The 26218-nt window shown below is 73.2% G+C and carries 24 protein-coding genes; 8 read left to right on the top strand and 16 right to left on the bottom strand.

What is annotated here, in order from left to right:
- Positions 1-4: 4 nt before the first annotated feature.
- Complete coding sequence (locus ACFZAT_RS12545) at positions 5-397, bottom strand: MarR family transcriptional regulator (protein WP_391263585.1); 393 nt, start codon at positions 395-397, stop codon at positions 5-7.
- Between the two features lie 132 nt (positions 398-529).
- Here ACFZAT_RS12545 and ACFZAT_RS12540 point away from each other — a divergent pair, with 132 nt between their 5' ends.
- Together ACFZAT_RS12540 and ACFZAT_RS12535 are read left to right on the top strand one after the other, a co-directional pair.
- Positions 530-1531 (top strand): aldo/keto reductase, encoded by a 1002-nt coding sequence (locus tag ACFZAT_RS12540; RefSeq protein ID WP_391263502.1) that lies wholly within the window; start codon positions 530-532, stop codon positions 1529-1531.
- Between the two features lie 33 nt (positions 1532-1564).
- Entirely contained in the window at positions 1565-2206 is a 642-nt protein-coding gene (locus ACFZAT_RS12535) for a methyltransferase domain-containing protein (RefSeq protein WP_391263500.1), read from the top strand.
- Positions 2207-2290: 84 nt separating this feature from the next.
- Here the strand turns inward: ACFZAT_RS12535 and ACFZAT_RS12530 are convergent, their stop codons facing one another.
- Entirely contained in the window at positions 2291-2569 is a 279-nt protein-coding gene (locus tag ACFZAT_RS12530) for a metal-sensing transcriptional repressor (protein ID WP_391263498.1), read from the bottom strand.
- Between the two features lie 182 nt (positions 2570-2751).
- Between ACFZAT_RS12530 and ACFZAT_RS12525 the strand changes: the two genes are divergently transcribed.
- From ACFZAT_RS12525 to ACFZAT_RS12515, 3 genes are read left to right on the top strand one after another with little or no spacing between them, the layout of a single operon-like run.
- Positions 2752-4653 carry an alkyl sulfatase dimerization domain-containing protein gene (locus ACFZAT_RS12525; RefSeq protein ID WP_391263496.1) on the top strand — a complete coding sequence of 634 codons (1902 nt, stop codon included), beginning with the start codon at positions 2752-2754 and terminating at the stop codon, positions 4651-4653.
- 34 nt (positions 4654-4687) lie between these two features.
- A complete protein-coding gene (locus ACFZAT_RS12520) occupies positions 4688-5143 on the top strand; it encodes an SRPBCC family protein (RefSeq protein WP_391263494.1) in 456 nt (151 codons plus the stop codon).
- Between the two features lie 32 nt (positions 5144-5175).
- Entirely contained in the window at positions 5176-6738 is a 1563-nt protein-coding gene (locus ACFZAT_RS12515; protein WP_391263492.1) for an FAD-dependent oxidoreductase, read from the top strand.
- A gap of 12 nt (positions 6739-6750) precedes the next feature.
- Here the strand turns inward: ACFZAT_RS12515 and ACFZAT_RS12510 are convergent, their stop codons facing one another.
- Positions 6751-7611, bottom strand: coding sequence for a short-chain dehydrogenase/reductase (locus ACFZAT_RS12510; RefSeq protein WP_391263490.1), 861 nt, complete (start codon positions 7609-7611; stop codon positions 6751-6753).
- A gap of 200 nt (positions 7612-7811) precedes the next feature.
- On the opposite strand from ACFZAT_RS12510, the gene ACFZAT_RS12505 reads away from it, so the two are divergent.
- Entirely contained in the window at positions 7812-8492 is a 681-nt protein-coding gene (locus ACFZAT_RS12505; protein ID WP_391263488.1) for a HemK2/MTQ2 family protein methyltransferase, read from the top strand.
- Positions 8476-8724, top strand: coding sequence for a CDGSH iron-sulfur domain-containing protein (locus ACFZAT_RS12500; protein WP_391263486.1), 249 nt, complete (start codon positions 8476-8478; stop codon positions 8722-8724). The genes ACFZAT_RS12505 and ACFZAT_RS12500 overlap by 17 nt, the downstream gene beginning before the upstream one ends.
- Here ACFZAT_RS12500 and ACFZAT_RS12495 read toward each other — a convergent pair.
- The 6 genes from ACFZAT_RS12495 to ACFZAT_RS12470 are packed head-to-tail and all read right to left on the bottom strand — an operon-like array spanning position 8672 to position 14013.
- A complete protein-coding gene (locus tag ACFZAT_RS12495) occupies positions 8672-9904 on the bottom strand; it encodes a cytochrome P450 (RefSeq protein WP_391263485.1) in 1233 nt (410 codons plus the stop codon). The two genes, ACFZAT_RS12500 and ACFZAT_RS12495, sit on opposite strands and share 53 nt — an antisense overlap.
- 10 nt (positions 9905-9914) lie before the next feature.
- Positions 9915-11126, bottom strand: coding sequence for a cytochrome P450 (locus ACFZAT_RS12490; protein WP_391263484.1), 1212 nt, complete (start codon positions 11124-11126; stop codon positions 9915-9917).
- Positions 11123-11749, bottom strand: coding sequence for an ATP/GTP-binding protein (locus tag ACFZAT_RS12485; RefSeq protein WP_391263481.1), 627 nt, complete (start codon positions 11747-11749; stop codon positions 11123-11125). Before ACFZAT_RS12485 ends, ACFZAT_RS12490 begins: the two co-directional genes overlap by 4 nt.
- Positions 11727-12053, bottom strand: a complete 327-nt coding sequence (locus tag ACFZAT_RS12480; protein WP_391263479.1) for a DUF742 domain-containing protein — start codon at positions 12051-12053, stop codon at positions 11727-11729. The genes ACFZAT_RS12485 and ACFZAT_RS12480 overlap by 23 nt, the downstream gene beginning before the upstream one ends.
- A 23-nt stretch (positions 12054-12076) precedes the next feature.
- Positions 12077-12505: a roadblock/LC7 domain-containing protein gene (locus tag ACFZAT_RS12475; protein ID WP_018105448.1), complete on the bottom strand. Its 429-nt coding sequence runs from the start codon at positions 12503-12505 to the stop codon at positions 12077-12079.
- A gap of 2 nt (positions 12506-12507) precedes the next feature.
- Entirely contained in the window at positions 12508-14013 is a 1506-nt protein-coding gene (locus tag ACFZAT_RS12470; protein WP_391263477.1) for an ATP-binding protein, read from the bottom strand.
- A gap of 395 nt (positions 14014-14408) precedes the next feature.
- Here ACFZAT_RS12470 and ACFZAT_RS12465 point away from each other — a divergent pair, with 395 nt between their 5' ends.
- The gene (locus ACFZAT_RS12465) at positions 14409-15626 is read left to right on the top strand and encodes an FAD-dependent monooxygenase (protein WP_391263475.1); all 1218 of its coding nucleotides are present in this window, start codon (positions 14409-14411) and stop codon (positions 15624-15626) included.
- A gap of 39 nt (positions 15627-15665) precedes the next feature.
- On the opposite strand, the gene ACFZAT_RS12460 is transcribed toward ACFZAT_RS12465, so the two are convergent.
- From ACFZAT_RS12460 to ACFZAT_RS12430, 7 genes are all read right to left on the bottom strand, one after another.
- Entirely contained in the window at positions 15666-16394 is a 729-nt protein-coding gene (locus tag ACFZAT_RS12460) for an ATP-binding cassette domain-containing protein (protein WP_391263473.1), read from the bottom strand.
- Positions 16395-16404: 10 nt separating this feature from the next.
- Complete coding sequence (locus tag ACFZAT_RS12455; RefSeq protein WP_391263471.1) at positions 16405-17223, bottom strand: ATP-binding cassette domain-containing protein; 819 nt, start codon at positions 17221-17223, stop codon at positions 16405-16407.
- Complete coding sequence (locus tag ACFZAT_RS12450; protein ID WP_391263470.1) at positions 17220-19187, bottom strand: branched-chain amino acid ABC transporter permease; 1968 nt, start codon at positions 19185-19187, stop codon at positions 17220-17222. Before ACFZAT_RS12450 ends, ACFZAT_RS12455 begins: the two co-directional genes overlap by 4 nt.
- Position 19188: 1 nt before the next feature.
- Positions 19189-20397, bottom strand: coding sequence for an ABC transporter substrate-binding protein (locus tag ACFZAT_RS12445; protein ID WP_391263583.1), 1209 nt, complete (start codon positions 20395-20397; stop codon positions 19189-19191).
- 95 nt (positions 20398-20492) lie between these two features.
- Complete coding sequence (locus tag ACFZAT_RS12440; RefSeq protein WP_391263469.1) at positions 20493-20897, bottom strand: roadblock/LC7 domain-containing protein; 405 nt, start codon at positions 20895-20897, stop codon at positions 20493-20495.
- Positions 20894-23257, bottom strand: a complete 2364-nt coding sequence (locus ACFZAT_RS12435; protein ID WP_391263468.1) for a nitrate- and nitrite sensing domain-containing protein — start codon at positions 23255-23257, stop codon at positions 20894-20896. The genes ACFZAT_RS12440 and ACFZAT_RS12435 overlap by 4 nt, the downstream gene beginning before the upstream one ends.
- A gap of 527 nt (positions 23258-23784) precedes the next feature.
- On the bottom strand, positions 23785-26160 hold the full coding sequence (locus tag ACFZAT_RS12430) for an ATP-binding cassette domain-containing protein (protein ID WP_391263466.1): 2376 nt from the start codon (positions 26158-26160) through the stop codon (positions 23785-23787).
- Between the last annotated feature and the right edge of the window lie 58 nt (positions 26161-26218).

Genomic DNA, 26218 nt, shown 5'->3' with positions numbered 1-26218 from the left:
GCTCTCAGAGCCGGCGGAGGAGCGCGGCCAGCGTCTCGGTCTCCTGGGCCGTGAGCTTGTCGGTGAAGTGGCGGCGCACGGCGGCCTCCAGGCCGGGGTGTACGGCGGCGACGGTGCGGTGGCCCGTTTCGGTGAGGGCGACGACGGTGGCGCCGCCGGACCGTTCGCGGGCGATGAGGTCGCGCGTGCTCATGCGGGTGAGCTGGTGCGAGATGCGGGTGCGGTCCCAGCCGAGGGACGCGGCCAGCTCGCTCTGGCGCAGTGAGCCGTCCGCCTTGCTCAGGCTGACCAGGATCGTCAGGTCCGGCTCGGACAGGCCCGCCGCGTCGGCGGTGTCGGCGATCACGCGCGCCCTGACCACCTCGTGGGCCCGCTTGAAGGCGGACCAGAGGTCCACGGGGCCCGAGACCGTGCCGCCTGATGTTGACATATCAACGCACCTGTTCCTAGTGTTGAGATATCAACACTAGCAGGGGTCGGCCTCCGCCACCCCCTGGCACTCCCCGGTACTCCCCACGCAAGGATCTCCATGCGCACTCGCACCCTCGGAAACAGCGGCCCGCAGGTCGCCCCGGTCGCCCTGGGCTGCGCCGGCATGTCCGACCACACCGGACCCGCCGACGAGGCCGACGCCGTCGCCACGGTCCACGCGGCGCTCGACGCCGGCATCACCCTCATCGACACCGCCGACTTCTACGGCATGGGCCACAACGAAGACCTCATCGGCCGGGCGCTGCGCGGCGGGCGGCGGGAGGAGGCGGTGCTCAGCGTCAAGTTCGGCGGACTGCGCGCCCCGGACGGGGCCTTCGTCGGCATCGAGGGCCGGCCCGCCCACGTCAAGAACGCGCTCGCCTACTCGCTGCGCCGCCTCGGCACCGATCACATCGACATCTACCGCCCCTCCCGCCTCGACCCCGCCACCCCGGTCGAGGAGACCGTCGGCGCCATCGCGGAGATGATCGAGGCCGGTCACGTACGCCATGTCGGGCTCTCCGAGGTGGGGGCGGAGACCATCCGCCGCGCCCACGCCGTGCACCCCGTCCACGACGTCCAGATCGAGTACTCGCTGTTCAGCCGCGGCCCCGAGACCAACGGCATCCTGGACACCTGCCGCGAGCTGGGGATCGGTGTCACCGCCTACGGCGTCCTCGCTCACGGCCTGCTCACCGGCGCCTACCGGCAGCCCGCCGGGGGAGACCGCCGCGCCGGGTGGCTGCCCCGCTTCCACCCCGACAACCTGCCCGCCAACCTCGCCCTGGCCGACCGCCTGCGCCCGCTCGCCGACGCCCACGGCATCACCGTCGCGCAGCTCGCCACCGCCTGGGTCGTCGCCCGCGGCGGCGACACCGGCACCGTGGTGGCCGTCCTCGGCGCCCGCCGCCCGCAGCGCGTCGCGGAGGCCCTGGAGGCGGCCGAAGTCACCCTGACCGAGGGCGACATGGCCGCGATCGACGCGGCCGTCCCGCCCGGCGCGGTGGCGGGCACGCGGTATGCGGCACCCTTGATGGAGCTGCTGGACAGCGAGTCCTGACGTCGGGCCGGAGCGGGCACTACCCTCGCCGCCATGGCCGAAAACGAAACCCTCTCCGTCACCCGTGCCGCCTACGACGACGCCGCCGAGCTGTACGCGCAGCTGTTCGGCGAATCGCTGCGCGACAGCCCGCTGGACCGGGCGATGCTGGCCGTCTTCGCGGAGTCCGTCGGCGCGGGCGGCCGGGTGGCGGATCTCGGGTGCGGGCCCGGACACGTCACCAGCCATCTCGCGGGTCTGGGACTCGACGCGTTCGGGGTCGACGCCTCACCCGCGATGGTCGAGATCGCCCGCCGGGCCTGCCCCGGACTGCGGTTCGACGTGGGGGAGATGGGCGCGCTCGACCTCCCCGGCGGCACGCTGGACGGTGTCCTCTCGCGGTGGTCCGTCATCCACACCCCGCCGGCGGAACTCCCGCCCGTACTCGCCGAGTTCGGCCGCGTACTCGCACCCGGCGGCCACCTCCTCATCGGCTTCTCCGCCACCGACGGACCCGATCACCCCACGCAGTCCTTCGACCACGCCGTCGCGACGGCCTACCGGTGGTCGCCCGGCCATCTCGCCGGCCTGCTGCGCGCCCACGGGCTGACCGAGACGGCCCGGATGATCCGCGAGCCCGGGCCGGACGACCGGCGCCAGTTCCAGGAGGTCCACCTGCTCGCCCGCAAGGCGTAGCGCGGGGGTGTCCGTCGCCGGGGCGGCCGGGAGGCCGCCGCGCTGACGTGGGCGGCGTCGGCGCGCCCCTCGGGCCGGCGCTCCTCAGGCCAGGGAGAGGAACAGCTTCTCCAGGCGGGCCCGCATCTGGTCCCGGTCGACCACCGGCTGGTCGCCGTCGGTCATGCACTGCTGGAGGCCCGTCGCGATGATGGCGAAACCGGCCCGGTCCAGGGCGCGGGAGACGGCTGCCAGCTGCGTGATCACGTCCTCGCAGTCCCGGCCCTCCTCGATCATCCTGACGATGCCGGCGATCTGGCCCTGGGCCCGCTTCAGCCGGTTGAGCACCGACTTCAGCTCGTCGGCCGCCATGTCCAGCTCCACTGTTCCTCCCCGATACGGGCCTCGGTGACGGTGTCATACCCCTAGGGGTATATCCTACCCCGTTCGCCTGCCTGTTCGCCTCCCCGTACGGCGTACACCCGCTTGTGGGGTCCCGTACGCCGGGTGAGGGTGGCGGTGCCCGGGTCCGCGCGGGCCCGGCCGTCGCCGCGAGGGAGACCCGCATGCCGCAGAACACCGACGCCAAGCCCGCCGAGCCCACGGTGGCCCGGGCGAACCAGGCCGTACGGCGTGACTACCCCTTCGGTGACACCCAGGACCTGGAGGACGCCCGGCGCGGATTCATGGGCACCGCCGAGGACCCTCTGATCCGCGACGCCACGGGCAGCGCCGTATGGGACCTGGAAGCCTACGGGTTCCTCGACCAGGAGTGCCCGGACACCGCCAACCCGAGCCTGTGGCGGCAGAGCCGGCTCTGCTCCGAACACGGGCTCTTCGAGGTCACCGAGGGCATCTACCAGGTACGCGGCTTCGACCTGTCCAACATGACGATCGTCGAGGGCGACCGGGGCGTCCTCGTCATCGACCCCCTGGTGTGCGCCGCCACGGCCGCAGCCGGCCTCGCGCTGTACCGCGCCCACCGGGGCGAGCGGCCCGTGACGGGCGTGCTCTACACCCACAGCCACGTCGACCACTTCGGCGGCGTACGCGGAGTGCTGACCGACGAGGACGTCGCGGCGGGCGTCCCGGTCCTCGCCCCGCAGGGCTTCCTGGAGCACGCCGTCAGCGAGAACGTCTACGCGGGTGCGGCGATGAGCCGCCGCGCCGCCTACATGTACGGCGCCGCCCTGGAGAAGGGGCCCCGGGGCCAGATCGGCGCGGGCCTCGGGCAGACCGTCTCGACGGGTGCCCCCGGGCTGATCCCGCCCACCCTCGACATCACCCGCACCGGCCAGACGGAGACCGTCGACGGCATCCGCATGGTCTTCCAGCTCACCCCGGGCACCGAGGCCCCGGCCGAGCTGAACATCCACTTCCCGGACCACTCGGCTCTGTGCATGGCGGAGAACGCCACGCACAACCTGCACAACCTGCTGACGCTGCGCGGCGCCGAGGTCCGCGACCCGCACGTGTGGTCCCGCTACCTCACGGAGTCGGTCAGCCTCTTCGGTGACGTGTCGGATGTCGCCTTCGCCTCGCACCACTGGCCGGTCTGGGGCCGCGAGCGCGTGATCGCCTTCCTCATGGAGCAGCGCGACCTCTACGCGTACCTCCACGACCAGGTCCTGCGGATGCTCAACCAGGGCCTCACCGGACCGGAGATCGCCGAGGAGATCGTGATGCCGCCCGCCCTGGAGCGGGTCTGGCACACCCACGGCTATTACGGCTCCGTCAGCCACAACGCCAAGGCGGTCTACCAGCGCTACCTGGGCTGGTACGACGGGAACCCCGCGCACCTCTGGCAGCACCCGCCGGTGGCGGCGGCCCGGCGCTACGTCGAGTTCATGGGCGGCGCGGACGAGATCCTGCGCAGGGCGGGGCAGTCCTTCGCGGACGGCGACTACCGCTGGGTGGTGGAGGTCGTCAACCACGTGGTGTTCGCGGACCCGGACAACACGGAGGCGCGCACCCTCCAGGCGGACGCGCTCGAACAACTCGGCTACGGCAGCGAGAACGGGACCTGGCGCAGCGTCTACCTGATGGGCGCCCGGGAGCTGCGCCACGGCAGCCTCGGCACCCCCACCACCACGGCCTCGCCCGACGTCCTGGCCGCCCTCACCCTGGACCAGCTGGCGGACTCGGTCGCCATCCGGGTGAACGGCCCCCGGGCCTGGGACGCGGACATCACCGTCCGCTGGGAGATCGCCGGTACCGGTCCCCTCACGATGCGGCTGCGCAACGGTGTCCTCACCCATGTCATGGGCACCGGACCGGCCGTGGGCGAGCCCGACGTCACCTTCGCGCTGACCGAGGCGGACCTGCGGGACGTGCTGGTGGGCGCGGTGCGGCCCGGCGACCTGGCGGCCCGCCCCGGCGTCGAGGTCACCGGTGACGCCGGACGGCTGGCCGAACTGCTCGGCCACCTCGACGCCCCGGAATCCGACTTCGCGATCGTCACCCCCTGACGCCCGACGCGACCCACGAAGACCTGGAGGACCGATGGCCGTACGGCATCGCCTGATCGAGGCCGCGGTGGCGGACGTCTGGCGCGTCCTCGCCGACCCCTCGCGCTACAGCGACTGGGTGGTCGGGACCTCCGACTCGCGCCCCCGCCGGGGCAACTGGCCGGAGGTCGGCGCGAGCCTCACGTACACCCTGGGCATCGGCCCGTGGTCCGTGCAGGGCCGGACGACCGTCCGGCGGTGCGAGGCCCCGCACATCCTGGAGCTGGAGGCCGACAGCGGGCGGACCGGCACCGCCCGGATCGCCCTGGAGGTACGGCGGTGGGGTGACGACGCCCTGGTGACGCTGGACGAGCACCCGCTGCGCGGACCGGCGGGCAAGCTCCACAACACCGCCGTCGACGCACTGATCCAGCTCCGCCACCGCAGCGTCCTCGCCCGGCTGGCGCAGACCGTCGAGGCGGCCCCGAAGGGCGCCCGCGAAGCGGTCTGAAGCCCTTCCCGCGACCCCACCTGGAGGCATCGATGCCGGACGCCGTGGTCATCGGCGCGGGCCCCAACGGACTCGTCGCGGCGAACCTGCTCGCCGCCGCCGGGTGGAGCGTCGAGGTCCTGGAGGCGCAGCCCGGCCCCGGCGGCGCCGTGCGCAGCGACCGCGGGGTGCATCCCGACTACGTCTCCGACCTGTTCAGCTCGTTCTATCCGCTGGCGGCGGCCTCCCCGGTCATCGAAGGGCTCGGCCTCCAGGCGGAGGGGCTGCGCTGGTCGCGGGCGCCCCGGGTCCTGGCGCACCCGCTGCCCGACGGGCGGTGCGCGGTGCTGGAGAGCGACGCGCGGGACACCGCGGCGGGGCTCGACGCCTTCGCCGAGGGCGACGGGGCGGCGTGGCTGGAGCTGTGCGCCACCTGGGACCGGGTCGGCCGCGATGTGCTGGGCGCCCTCTTCACGCCCTTCCCGCCGGTGCGCCCGGGCCTCCGCCTCGCCGCCCGGCTCCGGGCCGCCGGCGGCCTCCGCCTGGCGCGGACCCTGCTGCTGCCGGTACGCCGCCTGGGCGAGGAGCGGTTCGGCGGCGAGGCGGCCCGGCTGCTGCTCGCCGGCAGCGCCCTGCACGCGGACCTCGGCCCGGAGGCGGCGGGGAGCGGCGGCTTCGGCTGGCTGATGTCCATGCTCGGGCAGACCTACGGCTTCCCGGTGCCGCTCGGCGGCGCGGGCGCGCTCACGGCGGCCCTGGTACGGCGCCTCGAACGGCACGGCGGCGTGCTCCGCTGCGGTGAGCGGGTCACGGAGGTCGTCGTACGCGGCGGACGCGCCGTCGGCGTACGCACCGCGAACGGCGAGGCCGTGCCCGCGTCCCGTGCCGTGCTCGCCGACGTGTCCGCGCCCGCGCTCTACGGCGGGCTGGTCGGCGCACACCATCTGCCCGGCCGGCTCCTGGACGACCTGCGCCGCTTCCAGTGGGACTTCGCGACGTTCAAGGTGGACTGGGCGCTCAACGGCCCGGTGCCCTGGACCGCCCGCCCGGCGACCACGGCGGGCACCGTGCACCTGGCGGACGGCGTCGACGGCCTCACCCGGTTCGCGGCGCAGATCGCCACGGGACAGGTGCCGGACCGGCCGTTCCTCCTCTTCGGCCAGATGAGCACCGCCGACGCCACCCGCTCACCGGCGGGCACCGAGTCCGCCTGGGCCTACACCCACGTCCCGCACCGCATCAAGGGCGACGCGGGCGAGGACGGGCTGACCGGGCGGTGGGACCGGGGCGAGCAGGAAGCCATGGCCGACCGCATGGAGCGGGAGGTGGAGCGCTGGGCCCCCGGCTTCCGCTCCCGCATCGCGGCCCGCCGCCTGCTGGCACCCCCGACCATCGAATCCGTGGACGCCAACCTCCACGGCGGTGCGATCAACGGCGGTACGACGGCGGCCCACCAGCAACTGGTGTTCCGCCCGACCCCCGGCACCGGCCGCCCCGAGACCCCGGTCAGAGGCCTCTACCTCGCCTCGGCCTCGGCGCACCCGGGCGGCGGGGTGCACGGCGCACCGGGCGCCAACGCGGCACGCGCGGCGCTCCGCAAGCGGCTGCGCCGCTGACGTACGTACGCCCTACGCGTTCTCCGCCGCACGGCCCCCGGCGCCGAGCAGGCCCGTGGCCGTGAACTCCGAGCGGGTCAGCTCCTTGCGGGTCGCCAGGGCGACCACGCCCGGAAGCGCCGCCCGCACCGCCTGGACGCCCCGCAGCCAGCCGGGGACGTACACCGACGGCGAGCGCCGCTCGATCGCGGCGACCAGGCGCCGGGCCACGTGGGGAGCCGGGTAAGTCTTGCGGGCCGGCGGGGGCATGTGGGCGCGCAGCTCACGCAGCACGGGGTACTGGTCGGCGTCCCGGACCATGTCGGTGTCGATCCAGTTCAGATACGCGATGCCGACCCCGACACCGTTCGGCGCCAGCTCCGCGCGCAGCGCGTGGCACAGCGCCTCCACACCCGCCTTGGAGGCGCAGTACGCGCTCATCATCGGCGCGGCCCCGATGGACGCCAGCGAGGCGATCTGGAGGTAGTGCCCCCGGGTCTCCAGGAGCTGCGGCAGGAACACCCGGGCGGTGACCGCGCTGCCGATCAGATTGACCTCGACCACCCGCCGCCAGCTCACCGGATCGGACTCCGCGAACGGCCCGCCCTCGGCCACGCCCGCGTTGGCGACGACCACCGAGGCGGGGCCCAGCCGGCGCCGCACCTCTTCGGCGACGCGGGCCATCGCCGCGTCGTCGGTGACGTCCACGTGCCAGTGCCCGGAGGGTGCGGGGAGCGTGCCCGCCACCCCGGCGAGCGCTTCCTCCTCCAGGCCGAGCAGGGCCACCCGGGCGCCCCGCGCGGCCAGCTCCCGCGCCACGGCCTTTCCGAGGCCGCGCGCCCCGCCCGTCACCACGGCCGTACGCCCGCTCAGCAGGTGCTTCCGGTCAGTCACGGGTCTCCTTCGCGGCGGCGGGAGGGCCGGGGTGCCCAGGGCCTGTCCGGCCATGGTCACCCGGGGGTGCCGGATGTGCGCGTCGGGAGTCCCGGGAGACGGCCTCCCGGGTCGCGGCGGGAGGCGGGTCCGGCCACCCTGGACTGGATGAGGACGCGCCGGTGGGAACGGGGACCGCCTTCCCCTCACGGAGGATTCGGATGACGACTACCGCCGCACCGCCCGTCGACCTGGGCCGGCTCTGGACCCTGCCCGGCGTCTACGCCCCGCAGGCCGACACCCACCTGCTGGCCCGGGCGCTCCAGGCAGAGGGCCCGGCCGCCGGCATGGACGTCCTCGACGTCTGCACGGGCAGCGGCGCCCTGGCCCTCCTGGCGGCGCGCAGCGGGGCCCGGGTCTCCGCGATCGACATCTCGCGGCGGGCCGTCCTGACCACCCGCCTGAACGCCGCCCGCGCCGGCCACCGCGTCCGGGTGCTGCGCGGCGACCTCACCGGCCCCGTTCTCGGCCGGCGCTTCCACCTGATCGTGAGCAACCCGCCGTACGTCCCCGCCCCGCAGGCCCCCCGCGCTCACGGCCCCCAGGTCGCCTGGGACGCCGGGCTCCGCGGCCGGCAGGCCCTGGACCGCATCTGCGCCCACGCCCACGACGCCCTGCACCCGAACGGCGTGCTGCTCCTGGTCCACTCCGGGCTGTGCGGGGCGGAGGAGACCCTGGCCCGGCTGACCGCGAGCGGCCTGCGCGCGGCGGTGGCCGGCCGGGCGTCCGTACCCTTCGGGCCGGTCATGACCACGCGCCTGCCATGGCTCCGGGCGCGGGGGCTGCTCGGCCCCCGCGACGACACCGAGGAACTGGTGGTCATCCGTGCCGAACGCCCGTGAACCCCGCCGCCTGAGCATTGAGCCGGGCGGCCCGGTGCTGATCGAGGGGCCGGTCGAGCTCGTCCGCGAGGACGGCTCGACCGTCACCTCCGACCGCTTCGTCGTCGCGGTCTGCACCTGCCGCCGCAGCCGGATGTACCCCTGGTGCGACACCAGCCACCGCCGCCACCGGCGGCCCGTCAGCCCGCCGTCGGGTGAAGGTGGACCGGAAGGGCCTGGTGGCCGTTGCTGATCAGGGACGGCAGCGGGAGCAGGTCCTCGGCGGGGACCGCGAGGCTGATGCCCGGGAAGCGGTCGAAGAGCTGACGCAGGGCCGTGGCGATCTCCAGCCGGGCGAGCGGGGCGCCGAGGCAGAAGTGCACCCCGTGGCCGAAGGCCAGGTGGTCCTTGGCGGTGCGGGTCACGTCGAAGGCGTCGGCCGTCTCGCCGTGCCAGTCGGGGTGGCGGTTGGCGGGGGCGAACGAGACGAGGATCGCCTCGCCCTGCGCGATCTTCTGCCCGTCGGGCAGGGGGATGTCGGAGAGGGCGAAGCGCATCGGGATGTGCTTGACCGCCGGTTCGTGGCGCAGGGTCTCCTCGACCACGTCGTTCCAGTCGGCGCGGCCCTCGCGGAGGTGGGCGAGCTGTTCCGGCTGGGTCAGCAGGGCGGTGATCGCCTGGTCGATCACGTTGACCGTGGTGTCGTAACCGGCGGAGATCATCAGGAGCAGCGTGTCGCGCAGTTCCTCGTCGCTGAGCCGGCCGCCGTCGCCCTCCTCGTCGCGGGTGGCGAGCAGCAGCGAGGTCATGTCGTCGCCCGGCCGCGCCCGCTTGGCGGCGATGAGCTGGTCGAGCGCACCGTACAGGGCGGCCGTGTTGGCGGTGGCCTCCTCGACGGTGAGCGTGGTGTCGAAGACGCCGTCGACCTTGGAGCGGAAGCCGTCGATCTGGTCCTCGGGGACGCCCATGAGCCGGCCGATCACCGCGATCGGGAGCGGGTAGGCGAGCTCGGTGCGGAGGTCGACCGGTTCGCCGGCCGGCCGGGCGGCGATGCCGTCGAGGAGTTCGGAGACGACCTTCTCCACCGAGACGCGCAGGTCCTGGATGCGGCGGGCGCTGAACGCGGGGGCGATCATCCGGCGCAGCCGCCGGTGGTCACCGCCGTACGCGGTGAACATGTTGTTCACCGCCACCCACAGGGCGAGCGGCCAGGTGGCCACTGTCTCGGCGAAGGCCGGCCAGTGCGCCCGGGCGTTCTTCGAGACCTGGGGGCTGGTCAGCAGCTCCTTCAGGAGGACCGGGTCGCTGACGGACCAGGCGGTGACCCCGAGGACGTCGACGCGGGTGGCTGGACCGCGCTCGCGCAGCGCCCGGTACTCCGCGTGGCGGTCCGTGCCCGCGGGGTCGAGGACGATGATCGGCTGCTCGGACATGGGGTCTCCTTCAGTGGGAGGCGTGGAAGACGATGGGGAGGGATTCCAGCGCGCGGTGGAACGGTCCCGGGCGCCAGCGCAGTTCGACGGCCGGGACCGCGAGGTCCATCTCGGGCAGGGCGTCGAGCAGATAGGTGACCGCGGTCTCCGCGATCAGGTACGCGTGCGAGCGCGCCGGACAGGTGTGCGGGCCGATGCTCCACGCCAGATGGGCCCGGTTGCCCGCGATGCCGCCGGACGCCTGGCTGATCGCCGGGTCGTTGTTGCAGCCGGCCATCGAGATCAGGATCGGCTGGTGGGCGGGGAGCAGCACCCCGTCGATGTCCGCCGGATAGGGCGGGTAGGTGATGCAGTAGTTCGCCATCGGCGGGTCGGTGTAGAGGACGGTGTCGAGCGCGTCCCGCACGGTGGAGTGCCCGGCGTGCAGCCCGGCGGAGAACTCCTCGTCGGTGAGGATCTTCAGCTGGGTGTTGGCGATGAGATTGGTCAGCGGCTCGATGCCCGCCCCGTACAGCGTGACCAGCTGGTGGCTCATCTCCTCGTCGGTCAGCTGCGCCGCGTGGCCGAGCAGCCGGGAGGTGATGTCGTCGGCGGGGTGGCGCCGGCGCAGTTCGACGAGGTCGGCGACCGCCTGGCCCAGGATCTCGTTGCCCCGCTGGGCGTCCGTGGCCTCGAAGATCCGGGACATCCCGTCGGCGATGCGCGCCCCGATCTCGTCGGGGCAGCCGAGCAGGGAGCTCAGCACGCGGAAGGCGATGGGCCAGGCGTACTGGGTGAGCACATCGGCCCGGCCCGCCGTGATGAAGTCCGCGATGGCGGCCTCGGCCAGCTGCTCCACCCGGGCCCGCAGCTCGTGCTGGTCCACGGCGTCGATCGCGGTGGTGTTGGCGGACCGGTAGCGGGCGTGCGCGGTGCCGCTGCTGCGCAGGGCGTTGGGCCGCCACTCCATCATCGGCCGCACCGGGCAGGAGGCCGGCACCTGCTCCTGCCAGACGCGCGGGTCGTGCGGGAAGTACAGGGGGTCGTTGAGGATGCGACGGGCCTGGAAGTATCCGATCACCAGGGTGGCCGGGATGCCCGGGGACAGCTCGACGGGCACCAGCGGTCCGTACACCGCCCGCATCCGCTCGTACGCGGCATGCGGGTCGGCGGCGTACTCCGGGTCGTAGAGGGCGACCCGGCCCGACGGGGCCGACGGCAGGGTGGTGCTGGGGGACGTCATGGCGTGGGCTCCAGGGAGAGGGCCGATCGTTGTGCGGCGAGATATTCCGTGAGCGTGATCAGGGCGTACACGCAGGAGGTACGGTCCCGGGCGTCACAGGTGGTCAGGGGCGTCTCCGGGTCCAGGGCGAGGGCCTCGCGGATCTCGGCGAGGCCGTATCCGGGCGCGTCCGGGAACATGTTGATCGCGACCGCGTACGGAATGCCCTGGTCCTCCAGGAGCCCCAGCGCCTCGTGGCTCGCGTCCAGGTCCCGCGTGTCGGCCAGCACCAGGCAGCCGAGCGCGCCGTGGGCCAGGTCCTCCCACACCGGCTGGAACCGCACCTGGCCGGGCAGGCCGAACAGATAGAGGGCGAGGGCGCCGCCGGCCAGGTGGATGCGGCCGAAGTCCATGCCCACGGTCGTCGTGGTCTTGTCCGGCACCCCGCGCAGGTCGTCCACGCCGACGCTGTCCTCGGTGATCGGCTCCTCCATCCGCAGCGGCCGGACCTCCGAGACGCTGCCGATGAAGGTCGTCTTGCCGACGCCGAAGCCACCGGCGATCACGATCTTGGCGGACTGGGTCACCGTCGCCGGTACGTACGAGACGCCGTTCGAGGCGTCAGACCAGTTCTCGGAGTCCATCGAGCACCTTCTGGAGGATGTCGTTTCGGGGCTGGTCCCCGGCGGCCGGGGCCGGGCTGGCCAGATGGCCGCTGTCCATCAGGGAGGACACGATGATCCGGACGGTGGAGGGCGGCAGCTGGAGCGCGGCCGCGATGTCGGCGACGGCCAGACCGCCCCGGCCCACCGCGAACAGGCTCATCACCCGCCGCGCGTCGGGCCCCAGCTCACCCGCCGGGCCCGGCGCGGCGACGACCACGCTCTCCAGGCGCACATCCCGGTCCGGGCGGACCCGCCCGCCCGTACGGACGTAGGGCCGGACCATGTCCGGATCGTGCCGTGGGCCGCTCATGCGGCGGGGCCCCCGTCCGGCTGGAGCACCGGGGTGCGCTCCCTGGTGCCCAGCTGCTCGCCCAGGCGGACGACGAGCAGGGCCATGTGGTGGCTGATCAGGCCGACGTCGGCGTGCGGGCCCGTGGTGACGACGGACAGCATGGTGTGGTGCCCGGCGGCGGTGGTCAGTCCGATCGTCGACACGGACTCGATCAGCTGCTGGCGGACGCCCTGGCCGCCGGTGAACTCGTCCCAGGCGCGGCCCGACGCGCGCAGCGACGCGGTCAGGGCGGCCAGCTTCTCGCCGTCCTCCTGGCTGATGGTGCGCGTCCGCGCCTTCAGCAGCCCGTCGCCGCTCATCAGCACGGCGTACCGGACGCCCTCCACCGATCCGAGCTGCTCGTCGAGCAGCCAGCCCAGGGTGTTCGCGTGCGTGTCCGACATGATCAACGTCCTTCGTCCGTACGAGGGGTGTTCTGGTTGTCCCGGCTGCGGCGGCTGCCCGCCATCCACGCGGCGGCCACCGCGGGCCTGCCCGGCTCGACCTCCGGTTCCGGCCCGGACCGCCCGGCGGCGGGCCGCGTCCCGCGCCGGCGGACGGTGAGCCCACTGGCCGTGGTCGCCTGCGCCGGACCGGACGCGGGCTCCTCGGCGGGCGGGGCGGGCGGGGACACGGGGGCCGGCGCGGGCGGGGCGGCTGCGGCGGGGGCGGCGGCAGGCGTGGGCGCGGCGGGCTGGGGTGCGGCGGGCTCGGGCGCGGACCCGGTCATGGGCGGGGCCTCCGGGAGCGGGGCCGGCCGGTGGGCCGGCGGGACGGTGGCCTTCCGGGCCGTGGGCAGCGACTGCGCGGGCACCGGCCGGGAAGGACCCGGTGTGGTCAGCAGCTCCTGCGGGAGCACGATGATCGCGCGGGTCCCCCCGTACAGGTTCGGCGCGGTCAGCTCGACGCGGAAGCCGTACTGGGCGGCCAGGACCGAGGCCACCCGCAGACCCGTCTGCGGATAGGCGCCCAGCCGGGTGATGTCGTCGCGCTGCTCGCCGGACATCACCTCGCGGGCCCAGGTCAGCCGCTCGTCCTCCATCCGCAGACCGGCGTCGTCCACGACGAGGAACGCCGCGTTCGCCCCGTGCTCCAGGGAGACGTGCACCAGGGCGTTGGGCGGCGAGTAGCGCAGGGCGTTGTCCAGGAGCACCGCCAGGGTGTGGACGACCGCCTCGACGGACCGGCTGCGCACCGCGAAGGACTCCAGGTCCGTGTGCTGGACGCGCTGATAGCCCTCGACCCGGCCCATGGCGGTGCGGACCACATCGGTCAGGGTGGTGGCGGGCCAGCGCCGCGACAGCTTGTCACCGGCCAGGACGCCGTAGCCGGACGCGGTGAGCAGCATCTGCTGGGCCAGGTGGTCCATCTCGACCAGGGTCGCGTACGCGTCGTCCGACACATGGCGCCGCACCCCCGCGCTGATCGTGCTGCTCAGCTTCGCCGCGCGGTGCACGGTGCTGGACGCGAAGGCGCGTACCGCCGCCCGGGCCGTGTCCACCGACTCCTGGCGGGCCTGCGCGACCTGGCGCTCCGTCTCCGCCCAGACCTGGGTGAGCTGTTCCTCGGCGGCGTTCTGCGCGAGGCGGCCCGTCATGGTGATCGCGGAGCGCACCTGGTTCGCCAGGGCGGTGAGCGCGTTGGCGAGCTGGGTATGGGCCAGCTGGGGCGGGATGGCCGAATCCAGTTGGTAGGGGCGGCCGGTCTGCGCCTCCGACGCGGCCGCCTGGACGACGCTCTGGGCGATATGTGCCACGTACTGCTCGGCGGCCCGGATCTGCTGCGCCAACTGCTCACGCTGCTGCCGGAATTCTTCCGCCCGCCGCTTCTCGGCGCGGGCTCGGATCAGGAACCACAGCGAGACACAGGCCCCCGCCGCCAGCGCGAGCAGGATCAATATCGGTTCGGTCATGGGGTCCTCGCGGAAATGAGGGGGACGGTTCCGCCGGCCGCGCGGGCACCGGGGGGCGGGCCGGTCCACGGTCCGCCGCAGCCGGTCAACCCGCTGCCGAAGCCGGCCGCCGGGTGGGGGGTTGAGCGGTTCACCGGCGAGGGGGACATGACAGAACACTAATCAGAAATGACCAAGGAACGCACACCGGACGACTATTGACGATGTATCGGTGGCTGAAAAAGGCAACAACCTGGCCGCTCGGGCGCCGTAGGCCCCTCGCTAGGATTCGGTGCGGGCCGCGACCGCGAAGGCGCGGCCGGCCAGCGCCCGAGCAAGCGTCATACCGCCCCGGCGCCCCGGCGGGAGAGCCGCCGGGCGGACGGCCGGGACATCAAGTGAGTGGAGAGCCAGTCATGCGTGGAGGCAGCATCGCCGTGGTCGGCGGGAGCATAGCGGGGTGTGCCACGGCCCTGGCCGCGTCGCGCGCCGGAGCGGACCGCGTCACCGTCTTCGAGCGCGCCGACGCCGAACTCCGGGACCGGGGCGTCGGAATCGCCCTCCAGAGCGACCGCTACGAGGAGCTGAGAGAGGCCGGATACGTAGCCCCCGAGATGCCCTGGGCGCCCCTGACCCGGCGGGTGTGGAGCGTACGGGACGGAGACGCGCCGCACGGCCGGGGCTTCGGGCAGCAGCCGTTCCCGTTCCGCGCCTACAACTGGGGTTCGCTCTGGAGCGAGTTGCGCAGCCGAGTGCCCGAGGGCGTCGACTACCGCTCCGGCGCCGTCGTCACCGCCGTGGAACCGGCCGACGACGGGGTGACCCTGCGGCTCGCCGACGGCCACGAGGAGCGGTTCGACCTCGTCATCGGCGCCGACGGCTACCGCTCCGTGGTCCGCGACGCCATGTTCCCCGGCATCAGCCCCGAATACGCCGGCTACATCGGCTGGCGCGGCGCGTCGGAGGATGTCGAGGGGCTGCCCTCGGACGGGCTCGACGCGCACAACATCGTCTTCCCCAACGGCCACTGCATGATCTACCGCATCCCGGACGGCACCGGTGGCCACCGCCTCAACTGGGTGCTCTACACCACGCCCCCGCAGACCGACGGCCTCCACCCGGACCTGCGCACCCCCACCTCGCTCCCGCCCGGCCGCCTCAACTCCGAGCTGACCGACTGGCTGCGCGCCCTGGTCGCCGACCACTTCCCGCCGTTCTGGGCGGCCAAGGTGCTCGGCACGCCCGCCGAGACCACCTTCATCCAGCCCATCTACGACCTGGTCGTCCCGCACTACACCTCGGGCCGCATGGCGCTCGTCGGCGACGCCGCCAGCGTCGCCCGCCCGCACGTCGGCGCCGGCAGCGTGAAGGCGCTCCAGGACGCGACCGCCCTGGAAGCCGCCTGGATCGCCGGGGACAGCTGGAAGGACGTGCTGGAGCGCTACGACGCCGGGCGCGGCCCGGTCGGCTCCGCCATGGTGGCCCTGGCCCGCCGCATGGGCAGCACCCAGGTCGAGAACACCCCGGACTGGGCGGCCATGCGGCAGCCTGGGTTCGACGCCTGGTGGCAGGACCAGAACAGCGGCTCCGACCGCAGCAGCGGCTTCGGCGGCCACAGCCTGAAGGTGAAGTAGCGAGGAGCGCGAGGGGGCCTCACCGCCCCCTCGCGCCCGTCAGGACGCCGCGGGCGCCAGCTCCAGCGCCGCGAGCAGCGCCGTCGGGTCCTCGCGGGCCTCGGCACCGTCCAGCCGCAGCGCCACCCGGCCCGACGTCAGGACCGTCAGCGTGTCCGCGCACCCGGCCGCCGTCGCCGGACTGGGCGACACCAGGAGTACGGCGATGCCGTCGCCGGCCAGCGTCACCACCAGGTCGTGCACCTGACGGACCAGGGCGGGCGCCAGGCCCTCCGTCGGTTCGTCGAGCAGCAGCACGCTCGGCGAACCGAGCAGCGCCCGGGCCAGGGCCAGCATCTGCTGCTCCCCGCCCGACAGGTCCGTGCCCCGGTTGCCCCGGCGCTCGCCCAGCCTCGGCAGCAGCTCCAGCACCCGCTCGGGCGTCCACACACTCGGCCGCGCGGCGTCGCCCCGGCGCGGCGGACGGTACGAGAGCCGCAGGTGCTCGGCGACGCTGAGGTTGGCGAACACCCGGCGGCCCTGCGGTACGAGACCGACGCCGGCCCGGGCGATCCGGTGCGCGGGCTGCCCCGTGACGTCCCGGCCGGCCAGCCGTACCGTGCCCGCGTCCGGGCGCATCAGACCGGCGACGGTGTGGACGAGCGTCGTCTTGCCCGCGCCGTTGTGGCCGACGACGGCGTGCACCGTCCCGGCGGGCACGGACAGGTCGAGGCCGTGGAGGACCGTGCCGCCGTGGTAGCCCGCGGTCAGGCCCGTGATTTCGAGCATCGGGGGTCGGTCATCCTCTCGCTTCGGTGGATCCGGTGACGAGGTCCGGCGCCTCACCGGACACCGGCACGGTGTTCTGGTACGCGTCGCGGACCTCCGGGTGGGCGAGCGCCTCCGCGGTCGGCCCGGTCACCAGCACCCGCCCCGCCGTCAGCACGGTCACCGACGTGGCGACCTGGGCGACGACCTCGACGTGGTGCTCGACCAGGACGACCGCCACGCTCGCGGGCAGCGCCCCGAGGATGGCGAGCAGCCGGCCGATGTCGCCGTCGGTCAGCCCGGCCGCCGGCTCGTCCAGGAGCAGCAGCCGCGGATCGCCCGCCAGGGCCGCGGCCAGGTCCAGCATGCGGCGCTGCCCGTGCGAGAGCTCGGAGGCCGGCCGGTGCGCCAGGTGCGCGAGGCCGACGGTCTCCAGGTGCTGCCCCGCTGACTCGGTGTGCAGCCGGTAGCGGGACGGGCTGCGCCAGGCGCCCCGGCGCTTCGGGTGGTGCGCCCAGCCGGCCAGCACGATGTTGTCCAGCACCGTCAACTCACCGATGACGGAGGGCTGCTGGAAGCTGCGCGCGATGCCCAGCCGGCTGCGCTTCGCGGTGGACGCCCGGGTGACGTCCGCACCGTTCAGCGCGATCGTGCCCCGGTCGGGCCGGTCGGTCCCGGCGATGAGGTTGAGCAGGGTCGTCTTGCCCGCGCCGTTGGGGCCGATGACGGCGTGCCGGGCGCCCGGGGGCAGCCGCAGCGCGACGTCGTCCACGGCGGTGAGGCTGCCGTACCTGCGCGTGAGGTGGTCGAGGTCCAGCACGGGGACCGGCTGCGCGGCTTCGGGCGTCATGGGGCGACCTTCCCGGGGGAGACGGCGGGAGCCGGGCGGCCGGCGACGACACGCAGACCGGCCAGGCCGCGCGGCAGCAGATACACGGCGGCGATGAACAGCGCCCCGAGCAGCAGCGGCCCGTGACCCGGCCAGGAGCCGGCGACCCAGTCCCGGGTGAACACGATCAGCCCGGCGCCGAGCAGGGCGCCGATGACCGACGTCGTACCGCCGATGACGACCGCGAGCAGCGCGAACGCGGCGATCTCGAAGCCGACGTCGGCGGGGGAGAGGTACTGCTGCACGGTGACCATCAGCGAGCCGCCCACCCCGGCCAGCGCACCGGCGCAGATGTGGGCCACCAGCAGATAGCGCCCCACGGGGTGGCCGGACGCGCGCATCCGCGCCTCGGCGCCCCGGGTCCCGGTGAGCAGCTTGCCGGCCGGGGAGCGCAGCACCAGCAGGGTGAGGGCGACGGCGACGACCGCGACGACCGCCGCGTACACGTACAGTTCGCGCTCCTCGGTCATGCCCTCGCCGCCCCACAGCGCCCGGGTGGCCGGGAAGCCGACCAGCCCGTCGGCGCCGCCGGTGACGGACTTGACCTGGTTGATCACCGCACTGGTCAGCTCGCCCACCGCCAGCGTGATCATCAGCACCGTCGTCCCCCGGGCGCGGATCACCGCCGGTCCGGTCACCGCCGAGAACACGGCGGCCGCGAGGGCCGACAGGACGATCTGGACCGGGCCCACCGTCCACCCGGCGTCGGCCAGGTTGGCGGTGGCGTACGCGCCCACGGCGAACGGGGCGGTCTGCCCGAGCGTGGGCAGACCGGCGTACCCGGTCAGCACGGTGACGCTGACCGCGAGCAGCCCGAGCGCCAGGGCGGACCCGGCGAGCGAGATGCTGTACGAGTCGAGCATCCCAGGGAGCGCGAAGAGCACGGCGAGCAGCACGAGCAGCGGGACGGCCTGCCGCCACCCGGCCGAGTGCAGCCAGGCGCCGAGCCGGGCGGGGGCGGCCGGAACGGGCGCCGCCCCGCGCGTCTGGTTCTCCCAGCGGGCGGCGAGGAGCCGGCGCAGCCGGGAGACCGGGTCGGAGGACGGGCCCCGCTCCTCGTGCGCCTCCGGCTCCGTGAAGCGGGAGCGGAACACCAGGACCGCCGCCATCGCGGCGAACAGCAGGTACGGCGCCAGGTCCGGCAGCACCGAGACGCCCAGGGTCTGGACCTCGCCCACGGCGACCGCCGCGGCGAACGTCGCCCACAGCGAGCGCAGCCCGCCGAGGACGACGACCACGAGGGACAGCATCAGCACGTTCTCGGAGGTGCCGGGCCCGGGGCCGATGATCGGCGCCCCGAGCACGCCCGCCGCCCCGGCCAGCGCGCCCGCCGCGGCGAGCACACCGGTGTGCACGGCACGGGGGTTGTGGCCGGTGGCGGCGAGCATCTGGGGGTCGTCCGCCGACGCGCGTACCGCCGCACCCACCCGGGTCCGGGTGAGTATCCACGTACCGAAGGCCGCCAGGGCGACGGCCATGGCGATGAAGCAGAGCCGGTAGGCGGGGTAGCGGTGGCCCAGCAGGTGGACCGAGGAGTCGAGCGCGCCGGGGACGCGCACCGGCAGTTCGTCGGCCCCGAAGAACTGGATCAGCAGGTCCCCGCCGACGAGGGCGATCCCGAACGTCAGCAGGGCCTGTGCGAGATGCCCACGCCGGGCGAGCGGAACCGTGGCGGCGGAGAGCCCCGCCCCGGCGAGGGCCGCGGCAGCCGTTCCGGCCGCGAGCCCGAGGACGAGGCCGCCCCACGTTCCGTCGCTCAGCTCGGCGCCGGTGTAGGCGCCGATCGCGTACAGCATGCCGTGCGAGAGGTTCAGTACGCCGGCCGTGCCGAACGCGAGACTCAGGCCGGCGGCGACCACGAACAGCAGCAGCCCGTAGGCCACGCCGTCGACCGCCGGCACGAGGTGGGCATCGAGCAGATCCATGTCAGCCGCCGAGCGTCGCCAGGTCCTGGACCATGACGTTGGACAGCTGGTTGCCGTCCGGGCGCACCTGGCGCAGGTACCACGTCTGCACCGGGGCGTGGGCCTTCTCGCTGAACTCCCAGTTGCCGCGCGGACTGTCGATCTGGCCCAGGCTCGCGATGGCCTTGTTGATCGTCTGCGGCGTCACGTCACCCTTCTTCGCGGCGTCCGCGATGGCCTTGTCGAGCACGGCCGCGGCGTCGTAGGACGACATGGCGTACGTGGTCGGCTGGGTGTCGTGCTCGGCGGTCCAGTCGGCGGCGAACTTGCGGTTGGCCGCGTTGTCGAGGTCCGGCGCGTAGTTCAGGACGGAGTAGATGCCCTTGGCTGCCTGGCCCTCGGCCTGGAGCACGCTGCCCTCGGTGACGAAGGCGGTGTACAGCGGCAGGTCGGCGACGTCGGACTGCGCGTACTGCTTGGCGAAGTCGATCGCGGCCTTGCCGGCGTAGAAGCAGTAGACCGCCTTGGCGTCGGTCTTGGCGATCTCCGCGAAGTACGGCATGAAGTTGGTCGTCTTCGGGAACGGCGTCCACTTGGTCTTGCCGTCGGGGTTGGCGAGCTTGCCGCCGATGCGCTTGAACTCGTCGGTGAAACCGCGCAGTTCGTCGTAGCCGCCCTGGTAGTCCGGTCCGATCGCGTAGACCGGGCCGTCCACCTTCTCCTTGACGTACGGGGCGATGGCCTTGCCCGGCTCGTCGGACATGAAGCTCGTCGTCCACACGTACTCGGGGTCCTTGACCTCGGGACGGGCGTTGGAGCCGAGGAAGGGGATCTTCGCCTGGCCGACCAGCGGCAGCACCGCGTTGACCGAGCCACCGCTGACCAGGCCGGTCAGCACGTCGACCTTGTCCTTCTTGACCAGCTTGGTGGCGGCCGGAACGGCGGTCGGAGGACCGTCGCCCTCGTCGGCCACGATGAGATCGACCTTGTACCCGCCCAGCTTGTTGTCGTGCGTCTTCAGATACAGCTGGAAGCCGTCGCGCAGGTCGGTGCCGACCGGCTTGTAGGTGCCGGAAAGCGAGGCGACCAGGCCGACCTTGACGGTCTTGTCGCCGGAGCCGCTGTCGCTGCTGCATCCGGTGACGGCGGCCAGGCCGAGGGCGAGGGCGGCGGCGCCGACGGGCCGGACGAATCTGCGGTGGCGGCTGCGACGGGGTATGTCGAAGAACATGAGTGCTCTCATCGGGGGAGTGTCGGACAACGGTGTGACCCGACCGCGGAGTCGGCTCCGCGGACGGGTCGGTTCGACCGTGGGGGACGGTCGGGTCAGCGTGTGGGGGAGGTGTGCGGGGAACGGACCTGGGGGGACAGCGAGTCGCCGACCTGGTTGATCAGCTCGGACATCATGTAGCTGACCTCGCCGATGTCCGCGTCCCTGGTGGTCATCACCAGGAGCGAGGCGCCGCTGGAGACGGCCATGGAGAACATGTAGCCGCCCTCCATCGCGGTGAGGCTGTGCTCCACCGGGTCGGTGTCGGTGAGCTGGGCGGCCGCGGACAGCAGGTTCACGACGCCGGAGGCGATTGCGGCCAGCCGGTCGGCGTCGTCGCGCTCCACGCCGGTGTAGGCGAGCGCGAGTCCGTCCACGGACACGGCTATCGCCTGGGTGACCTCCGGGATGCGTCCGGCGAAGTCGCTCAGGATCCAGCTCAGGTCGGTGGGTGAGGTCATTTCTTGGTCCGTTCGGTGTCGTCATTGTTGGCGGGACGCCCGCGGGGGTTCGTGCTCCGGCTGATGCCCTGGGCGTAGGCCGCCAGGACGTCGGATACCTGCCGGGAGTCCCGGCGGCGGGGGGTCGGCCGCGGCGCACCGGCGCCGGACCGCTGCTCGGTGGCGGCCCGCTTCTCCCGTGCGGGCCACTGCTGGGGCGCGGTGCGCTTGCGGACCGGAAGCCCGGAGGCGCTGACGCCCGCGATGCGCGAGGCCGGCTCGTCGTGCACGGGGTGCGGGGCGGGTGCGTCGGTGACCTCGGTACGGGCCGGGGCCTCGTGCTCCTCACGCGTGCCGGGGGCCGTCGGGGCGCCCGCCCGGGCGCCCGCGCCGACCGGGCGGCCGACCCGCCCGCGTACGGTGTCCTGCTTCCGGCGGGTGACGACCGTACGGGGCGACTCGAAGCCGTTCGCCGCCGGCGGTGCCGGTTCCTCGGACACCTCGGCCAGCACCTCCTTGGGGAGGGTGACCTCGGCGATGGTGCCCGGGCCCGAGGAGTCGCGCAGTTCGACAACGATGCCGTGCCGGGCGGCGAGGCGCGCCACCACGTGCAGACCCATGGACCGCACGTCCCCGATGCCCGCCTTCGGCTCGCGCAGCCCGGCGTTGAGCACGGCCCGGCGGTCCGCCGAGATCCCCACGCCCTCGTCGACGATCTGGACGACGGCCCGGTCCCAGAGCCGCCAGACGGCGACCCCGACCTGGGCATCGGGCGGGGAGAAACGGGTCGCGTTGTCGAGGAGTTCCGCCAGGATGTGCGCGACGTCGTGCACGGCGCGGGCGGCGATGCCGATGCCGGCCTCGATCGCGCCGAGGGACACCCGGTCGAAGCGCTCGATCTGCTGGGCCGCCGCCACGATGACGGTGGAGCAGCCGATGTCGGCGGAGCGCACCCGGGCGTTGCCGTAACCGCCCAGCACCAGGAGGTTGTTGGTGTTGCGCTCCATGCGGATCGCGAGGTGGTCCAGCGCGAAGAGCGTCTTCATGCGCTCCGGGTCGGCCTCGTCGCGCTGCACCGTGTCCAGCTCGGACACCATGACGCTGGTCAGCTGGGCGCCCCGGCGGGCGACCCGGACCAGGGTCTCGGCGAACTGCTCGTGCACCCGGGCCTGTTCGGCCGCGAGGCGTACGGCCTCGTGGTGGACGGCGTTGAACGCCTCGCCGACCTCACCGATCTCGTCCCCGCTCGTGGTCTCGACGGGGTTTCCGGTGCGTTCGGCGACCTGCTCGGGCGTGGCCCCGCTCAGCGCGCCGGGCTGGGACAGCTCGCTCATGACGGCGGGCAGCCGGGTGTGGGCCACCTCGTGCGCGGCGTTGCGCAGGTCGCGCAGCCGGCGGATCATGACCCGGCCGAGGCGGACGGCGACGAGGACGACACCGACGAGGGTGAGCAGCACGAGGGCGACCTCGGCGCCCGCGGTCCACAGCAGCCTGGTGCGCTCGGCGTCGACGGTGGCGGCGACCGAGTCGTCGATCCGCTCCTCGACCTGGTGCAGCAGGGTCTGCCGGTCGGCCGACGCCTTCTGCCACTCCTTCGGGGTGACGCCGATCGGCTTGCTGGTGTCCGTGCGGCCGATCCGGTCTTCCAGCTTGCGGGACTCCAGGGCCTTCGGGCCGGAGAGGGTGCGCTCCAGCCAGGACCGCCACTCGCTCGGGCCGAGGCCGAACATCACGCTTGTCGACTCGGTGTAGCCGAGCCGGCTCGCGTCGAAGGTGCGCTGGGACGCCGCGGTGAAACCACCGGCGGCCTGCGCCCTCATGACGGTGATCTGCTGCTGCGCGGTGTGCTCGGCGGCCTCGGACAGCGCCGCGGCGGCGCGGATGCGGTCGGCGATGTCGGCGTCGACACCGTCGGCCTGGGCGATGCCGTCGCGGTAACCGTTGAGGTCCGCGATCACGATCCGGTAGCCGAAGGCGAGCGCCGAGATGGTGGTGCTGCCCGAGCGCACCTGGGCGCGCAGGGCGGGGAGTTCATCGATGAAGCGGTCGATGCGGTCCAGTGCCTCCTGGGCGCTTCCGGGCACCTCGGAGAGTCCGCCGGTGCGGCTCTTGAAGGCGTCGATGCTCTTGTCGGTCGCGTCGGAGCTCGCCTGGAAGGCGGACGAGTCCCCCTGATCGGAGACCAGGGCGGTGGCTGCGGCGCGCTCACGCTGCAGCTGGTGCGTTAAATCGGCTGCGCCGGCGGCGACGTCGACCATGTCGGCCAGCCGGTTCGCCTGGAGTGCCTGGTTGGTGGCGGGTGCGAGGGCCAGGGCCGAGAACGTGACCGCGACGGTGAGGGGAGCGGTGACCAGCAGGACGAGGCGGCGATTGATTTTCACTGCGCGGCTCCGTCGCCGGAACCGGGCTTGAGTATCGGTGACACGCAGATACCTGTTAACGGGTTGTGGGGTGTCGGTAGGGACGCTCGTACATCGTGCGCACAGTTACGGATGGGACGGGTGGGGTGGATGGGGCTCGCATTGCGCGGCTTGATCCTATGCCTAGTGCACAACGTCGGATGCGTGCAGCGCCGAAAATTTGCGGTCAGTTCGCTGCGCGAAAGCGGTCGGATTCGGTCAAGTGCGGCCGCTGGCCGTCTGATTAGCCCCAGTGTGCGCGGCTCGACGGGCTCCACACAGGTGCGCCATGTCGGGAGAAGTTGCGTCCGATTAGCGAAGGCGACGATTCCTCACCGCCCCTGCACCGCAGTGAACAGGCCATCCTGAAGAGGCACATGACCTTCACGGCATGCCGCCTTGACCTGACTGCCCGTCAAGCGGTCCCGCTGCCACCCGAGCCCGTCTCCGGGGGCGCTCATGACAGCGCCCGCCCGGTCACCACGGACCGGGCGGGCGCGGGGGCCCGCTCAGGCGCCGACGTACTCCGCCAGGTGCTCGCCCGTCAGGGTGGAGCGCGCGGCGACCAGGTCGGCGGGGGTGCCCTCGAAGACCAGGGTGCCGCCGTCGTGCCCGGCGCCGGGGCCCAGGTCGATGATCCAGTCGGCGTGCGCCATCACGGCCTGGTGGTGCTCGATGACGACGACCGACTTGCCGGAGTCCACCAGCCGGTCGAGCAGCCCGAGCAGCTGCTCCACGTCCGCGAGGTGCAGTCCGGTGGTCGGCTCGTCCAGCACGTAGACGCCGCCCTTCTCGCCCATGTGCGTGGCGAGCTTCAGCCGTTGCCGCTCACCGCCGGAGAGCGTGGTCAGCGGCTGGCCGAGGCTGAGGTAGCCGAGCCCGACGTCCACCAGCCGTTCGAGGACGCGGTGCGCGGCCGGTGTACGCGCGTCACCGGAGCCGAAGAACTCCTCGGCCTCGGCGACCGACATCGCGAGCACCTCGCTGATGTCCCGCCCGCCGAACCGGTATTCGAGCACCGAAGCCTGGAACCGCTTGCCCTCGCACTCCTCGCAGACCGTGGCGACGCCCGCCATCATCGCGAGGTCCGTGAAGACGACGCCCGCGCCGTTGCAGGTCGGGCAGGCCCCCTCGGAGTTGGCGCTGAACAGCCCCGGCTTCACGTCGTTGGCCTTGGCGAACGCCTTGCGGATCGGGTCGAGCAGCCCGGTGTACGTGGCCGGGTTGCTGCGCCGCGAACCCCGGATCGCGCTCTGGTCGACCGTGATCACGCCCTCCCGCCCGGCCACCGAGCCGTGGATCAGCGAGCTCTTCCCGGACCCGGCGACGCCCGTGACGACGGTCAGCACGCCGAGCGGGATGTCCACGTCGACGTCGCGCAGGTTGTTCGCCGACGCGCCCCGCACCTCCAGCGCGCCGGTGGGCTTCCGGGTGTCCGCCTTGAGCGTGGAACGGTCGTCGAAGTGGCGCCCGGTGACGGTGCCCGAGGCGCGCAGCCCGTCGACGGTGCCCTCGAAGCAGACGGTGCCGCCGGCCGTACCGGCGCCCGGACCGAGATCCACGACGTGGTCGGCGACCGCGATCGTCTCCGGCTTGTGCTCCACCACCAGCACGGTGTTGCCCTTGTCGCGCAGGCGCAGCAGCAGGTTGTTCATCCGCTGGATGTCGTGCGGATGCAGCCCGGCGGTGGGCTCGTCGAAGACGTACGTGGTGTCGGTGAGCGAGGAGCCGAGGTGGCGGATCATCTTGACGCGCTGCGCCTCGCCGCCGGACAGCGTGCCGGCGGGGCGGTCGAGCGCCAGATAGCCGAGGCCGATCTCCACGAACGAGTCGAGGGTCTCCCCGAGCGCGGTGAGCAGCGGCGCCACCGAGGGCTCGTCCAGGTCACGGATCCAGGCGGCCAGGTCGCTGGTCTGCATCGCGCAGGCGTCCGCGATGCTGATGCCGGCGATCTTCGAGGACCTGGCGCCCTCGCTGAGCCGGGTGCCGTCGCAGGCCGGACAGGTGGTGAAGGTGACCGCGCGCTCCACGAACGCCCGGATGTGCGGCTGGAGCGAGTCCTTGTCCTTGGACAGGAACGACTTCTGGATCTTGGGGATCAGTCCCTCGTACGTGAGGTTGACGCCCTCCACCTTGACCTTGGTGGGCTCCCGGTACAGGAAGTCCTGCATCTCCTTCTTGGTGAACTCCGCGATCGGCTTGTCCGGGTCCAGGAAGCCGGACTCGGCGTAGACCCGGACGGTCCAGAAGCTGTCGGACTTCCAGCCGGGGATCGTGAACGCGCCCTCGGCCAGGGACTTGGAGTCGTCGTAGAGCTGGGTGAGGTCGATGTCCGAGACGGTGCCCCGGCCCTCGCACTCGGTGCACATGCCACCGGTCCGCTGGAAGGTCGCCTTCACGGTCTTCTTGTTGCCGCGCTCGACGGTGATCGCACCGCTCGCCCTCACCGACGCGGTGTTGAAGGAGTACGCGCTCGGCGGGCCGATGTGCGGGGTGCCCAGGCGGCTGAAGAGGATGCGCAGCATGGCGTTGGCGTCGGTCGCCGTGCCGACGGTCGAGCGGGTGTCGCCGCCCATCCGCTGCTGGTCCACGATGATCGCGGTGGTCAGCCCCTCCAGGACGTCCACCTCGGGCCGGGCCAGGGTGGGCATGAACCCCTGCACGAAGGCGCTGTACGTCTCGTTGATCAGCCGCTGCGACTCGGCGGCGATGGTGTTGAACACCAACGAGCTCTTGCCGGACCCGGAGACGCCCGTGAACACCGTCAGCCGGCGCTTCGGGATCTCGATGCTGACGTCCTTGAGATTGTTCACCCGCGCCCCGTGCACACGGATCAGATCGTGGCTGTCGGCGGCGTGCGGCCGCGTACCTGTGGCCCTGCTCATGGTGTCTCCCTGGATTGGCGGAGCCGTCGCGCAGCCCCGTCGTCGCCGCCGGCCCCGC

Source organism: Streptomyces sp. NPDC008163 (assembly GCF_042956885.1).
Taxonomy (GTDB): Bacteria; Actinomycetota; Actinomycetes; order Streptomycetales; family Streptomycetaceae; genus Streptomyces; species Streptomyces drozdowiczii_A.
This window is presented reverse-complemented; position numbering and strand designations above follow the sequence as displayed.

Excerpts from the sequence above, each read along its gene's own strand:
- ACFZAT_RS12540 (WP_391263502.1), top strand. The coding sequence starts at position 530 with ATGCGCACTCGCACCCTCGGAAACAGCGGCCCGCAGGTCGCCCCGGTC.
- ACFZAT_RS12535 (WP_391263500.1), top strand. The coding sequence starts at position 1,565 with ATGGCCGAAAACGAAACCCTCTCCGTCACCCGTGCCGCCTACGACGAC.
- ACFZAT_RS12525 (WP_391263496.1), top strand. The coding sequence starts at position 2,752 with ATGCCGCAGAACACCGACGCCAAGCCCGCCGAGCCCACGGTGGCCCGG.
- ACFZAT_RS12520 (WP_391263494.1), top strand. The coding sequence starts at position 4,688 with ATGGCCGTACGGCATCGCCTGATCGAGGCCGCGGTGGCGGACGTCTGG.
- ACFZAT_RS12515 (WP_391263492.1), top strand. The coding sequence starts at position 5,176 with ATGCCGGACGCCGTGGTCATCGGCGCGGGCCCCAACGGACTCGTCGCG.
- ACFZAT_RS12505 (WP_391263488.1), top strand. The coding sequence starts at position 7,812 with ATGACGACTACCGCCGCACCGCCCGTCGACCTGGGCCGGCTCTGGACC.
- ACFZAT_RS12495 (WP_391263485.1), bottom strand. The coding sequence starts at position 9,904 with ATGTCCGAGCAGCCGATCATCGTCCTCGACCCCGCGGGCACGGACCGC.
- ACFZAT_RS12490 (WP_391263484.1), bottom strand. The coding sequence starts at position 11,126 with ATGACGTCCCCCAGCACCACCCTGCCGTCGGCCCCGTCGGGCCGGGTC.
- ACFZAT_RS12485 (WP_391263481.1), bottom strand. The coding sequence starts at position 11,749 with ATGGACTCCGAGAACTGGTCTGACGCCTCGAACGGCGTCTCGTACGTA.
- ACFZAT_RS12480 (WP_391263479.1), bottom strand. The coding sequence starts at position 12,053 with ATGGTCCGGCCCTACGTCCGTACGGGCGGGCGGGTCCGCCCGGACCGG.
- ACFZAT_RS12475 (WP_018105448.1), bottom strand. The coding sequence starts at position 12,505 with ATGTCGGACACGCACGCGAACACCCTGGGCTGGCTGCTCGACGAGCAG.
- ACFZAT_RS12470 (WP_391263477.1), bottom strand. The coding sequence starts at position 14,013 with ATGACCGAACCGATATTGATCCTGCTCGCGCTGGCGGCGGGGGCCTGT.
- ACFZAT_RS12465 (WP_391263475.1), top strand. The coding sequence starts at position 14,409 with ATGCGTGGAGGCAGCATCGCCGTGGTCGGCGGGAGCATAGCGGGGTGT.
- ACFZAT_RS12460 (WP_391263473.1), bottom strand. The coding sequence starts at position 16,394 with ATGCTCGAAATCACGGGCCTGACCGCGGGCTACCACGGCGGCACGGTC.
- ACFZAT_RS12455 (WP_391263471.1), bottom strand. The coding sequence starts at position 17,223 with ATGACGCCCGAAGCCGCGCAGCCGGTCCCCGTGCTGGACCTCGACCAC.
- ACFZAT_RS12450 (WP_391263470.1), bottom strand. The coding sequence starts at position 19,187 with ATGGATCTGCTCGATGCCCACCTCGTGCCGGCGGTCGACGGCGTGGCC.
- ACFZAT_RS12445 (WP_391263583.1), bottom strand. The coding sequence starts at position 20,397 with ATGTTCTTCGACATACCCCGTCGCAGCCGCCACCGCAGATTCGTCCGG.
- ACFZAT_RS12440 (WP_391263469.1), bottom strand. The coding sequence starts at position 20,897 with ATGACCTCACCCACCGACCTGAGCTGGATCCTGAGCGACTTCGCCGGA.
- ACFZAT_RS12430 (WP_391263466.1), bottom strand. The coding sequence starts at position 26,160 with ATGAGCAGGGCCACAGGTACGCGGCCGCACGCCGCCGACAGCCACGAT.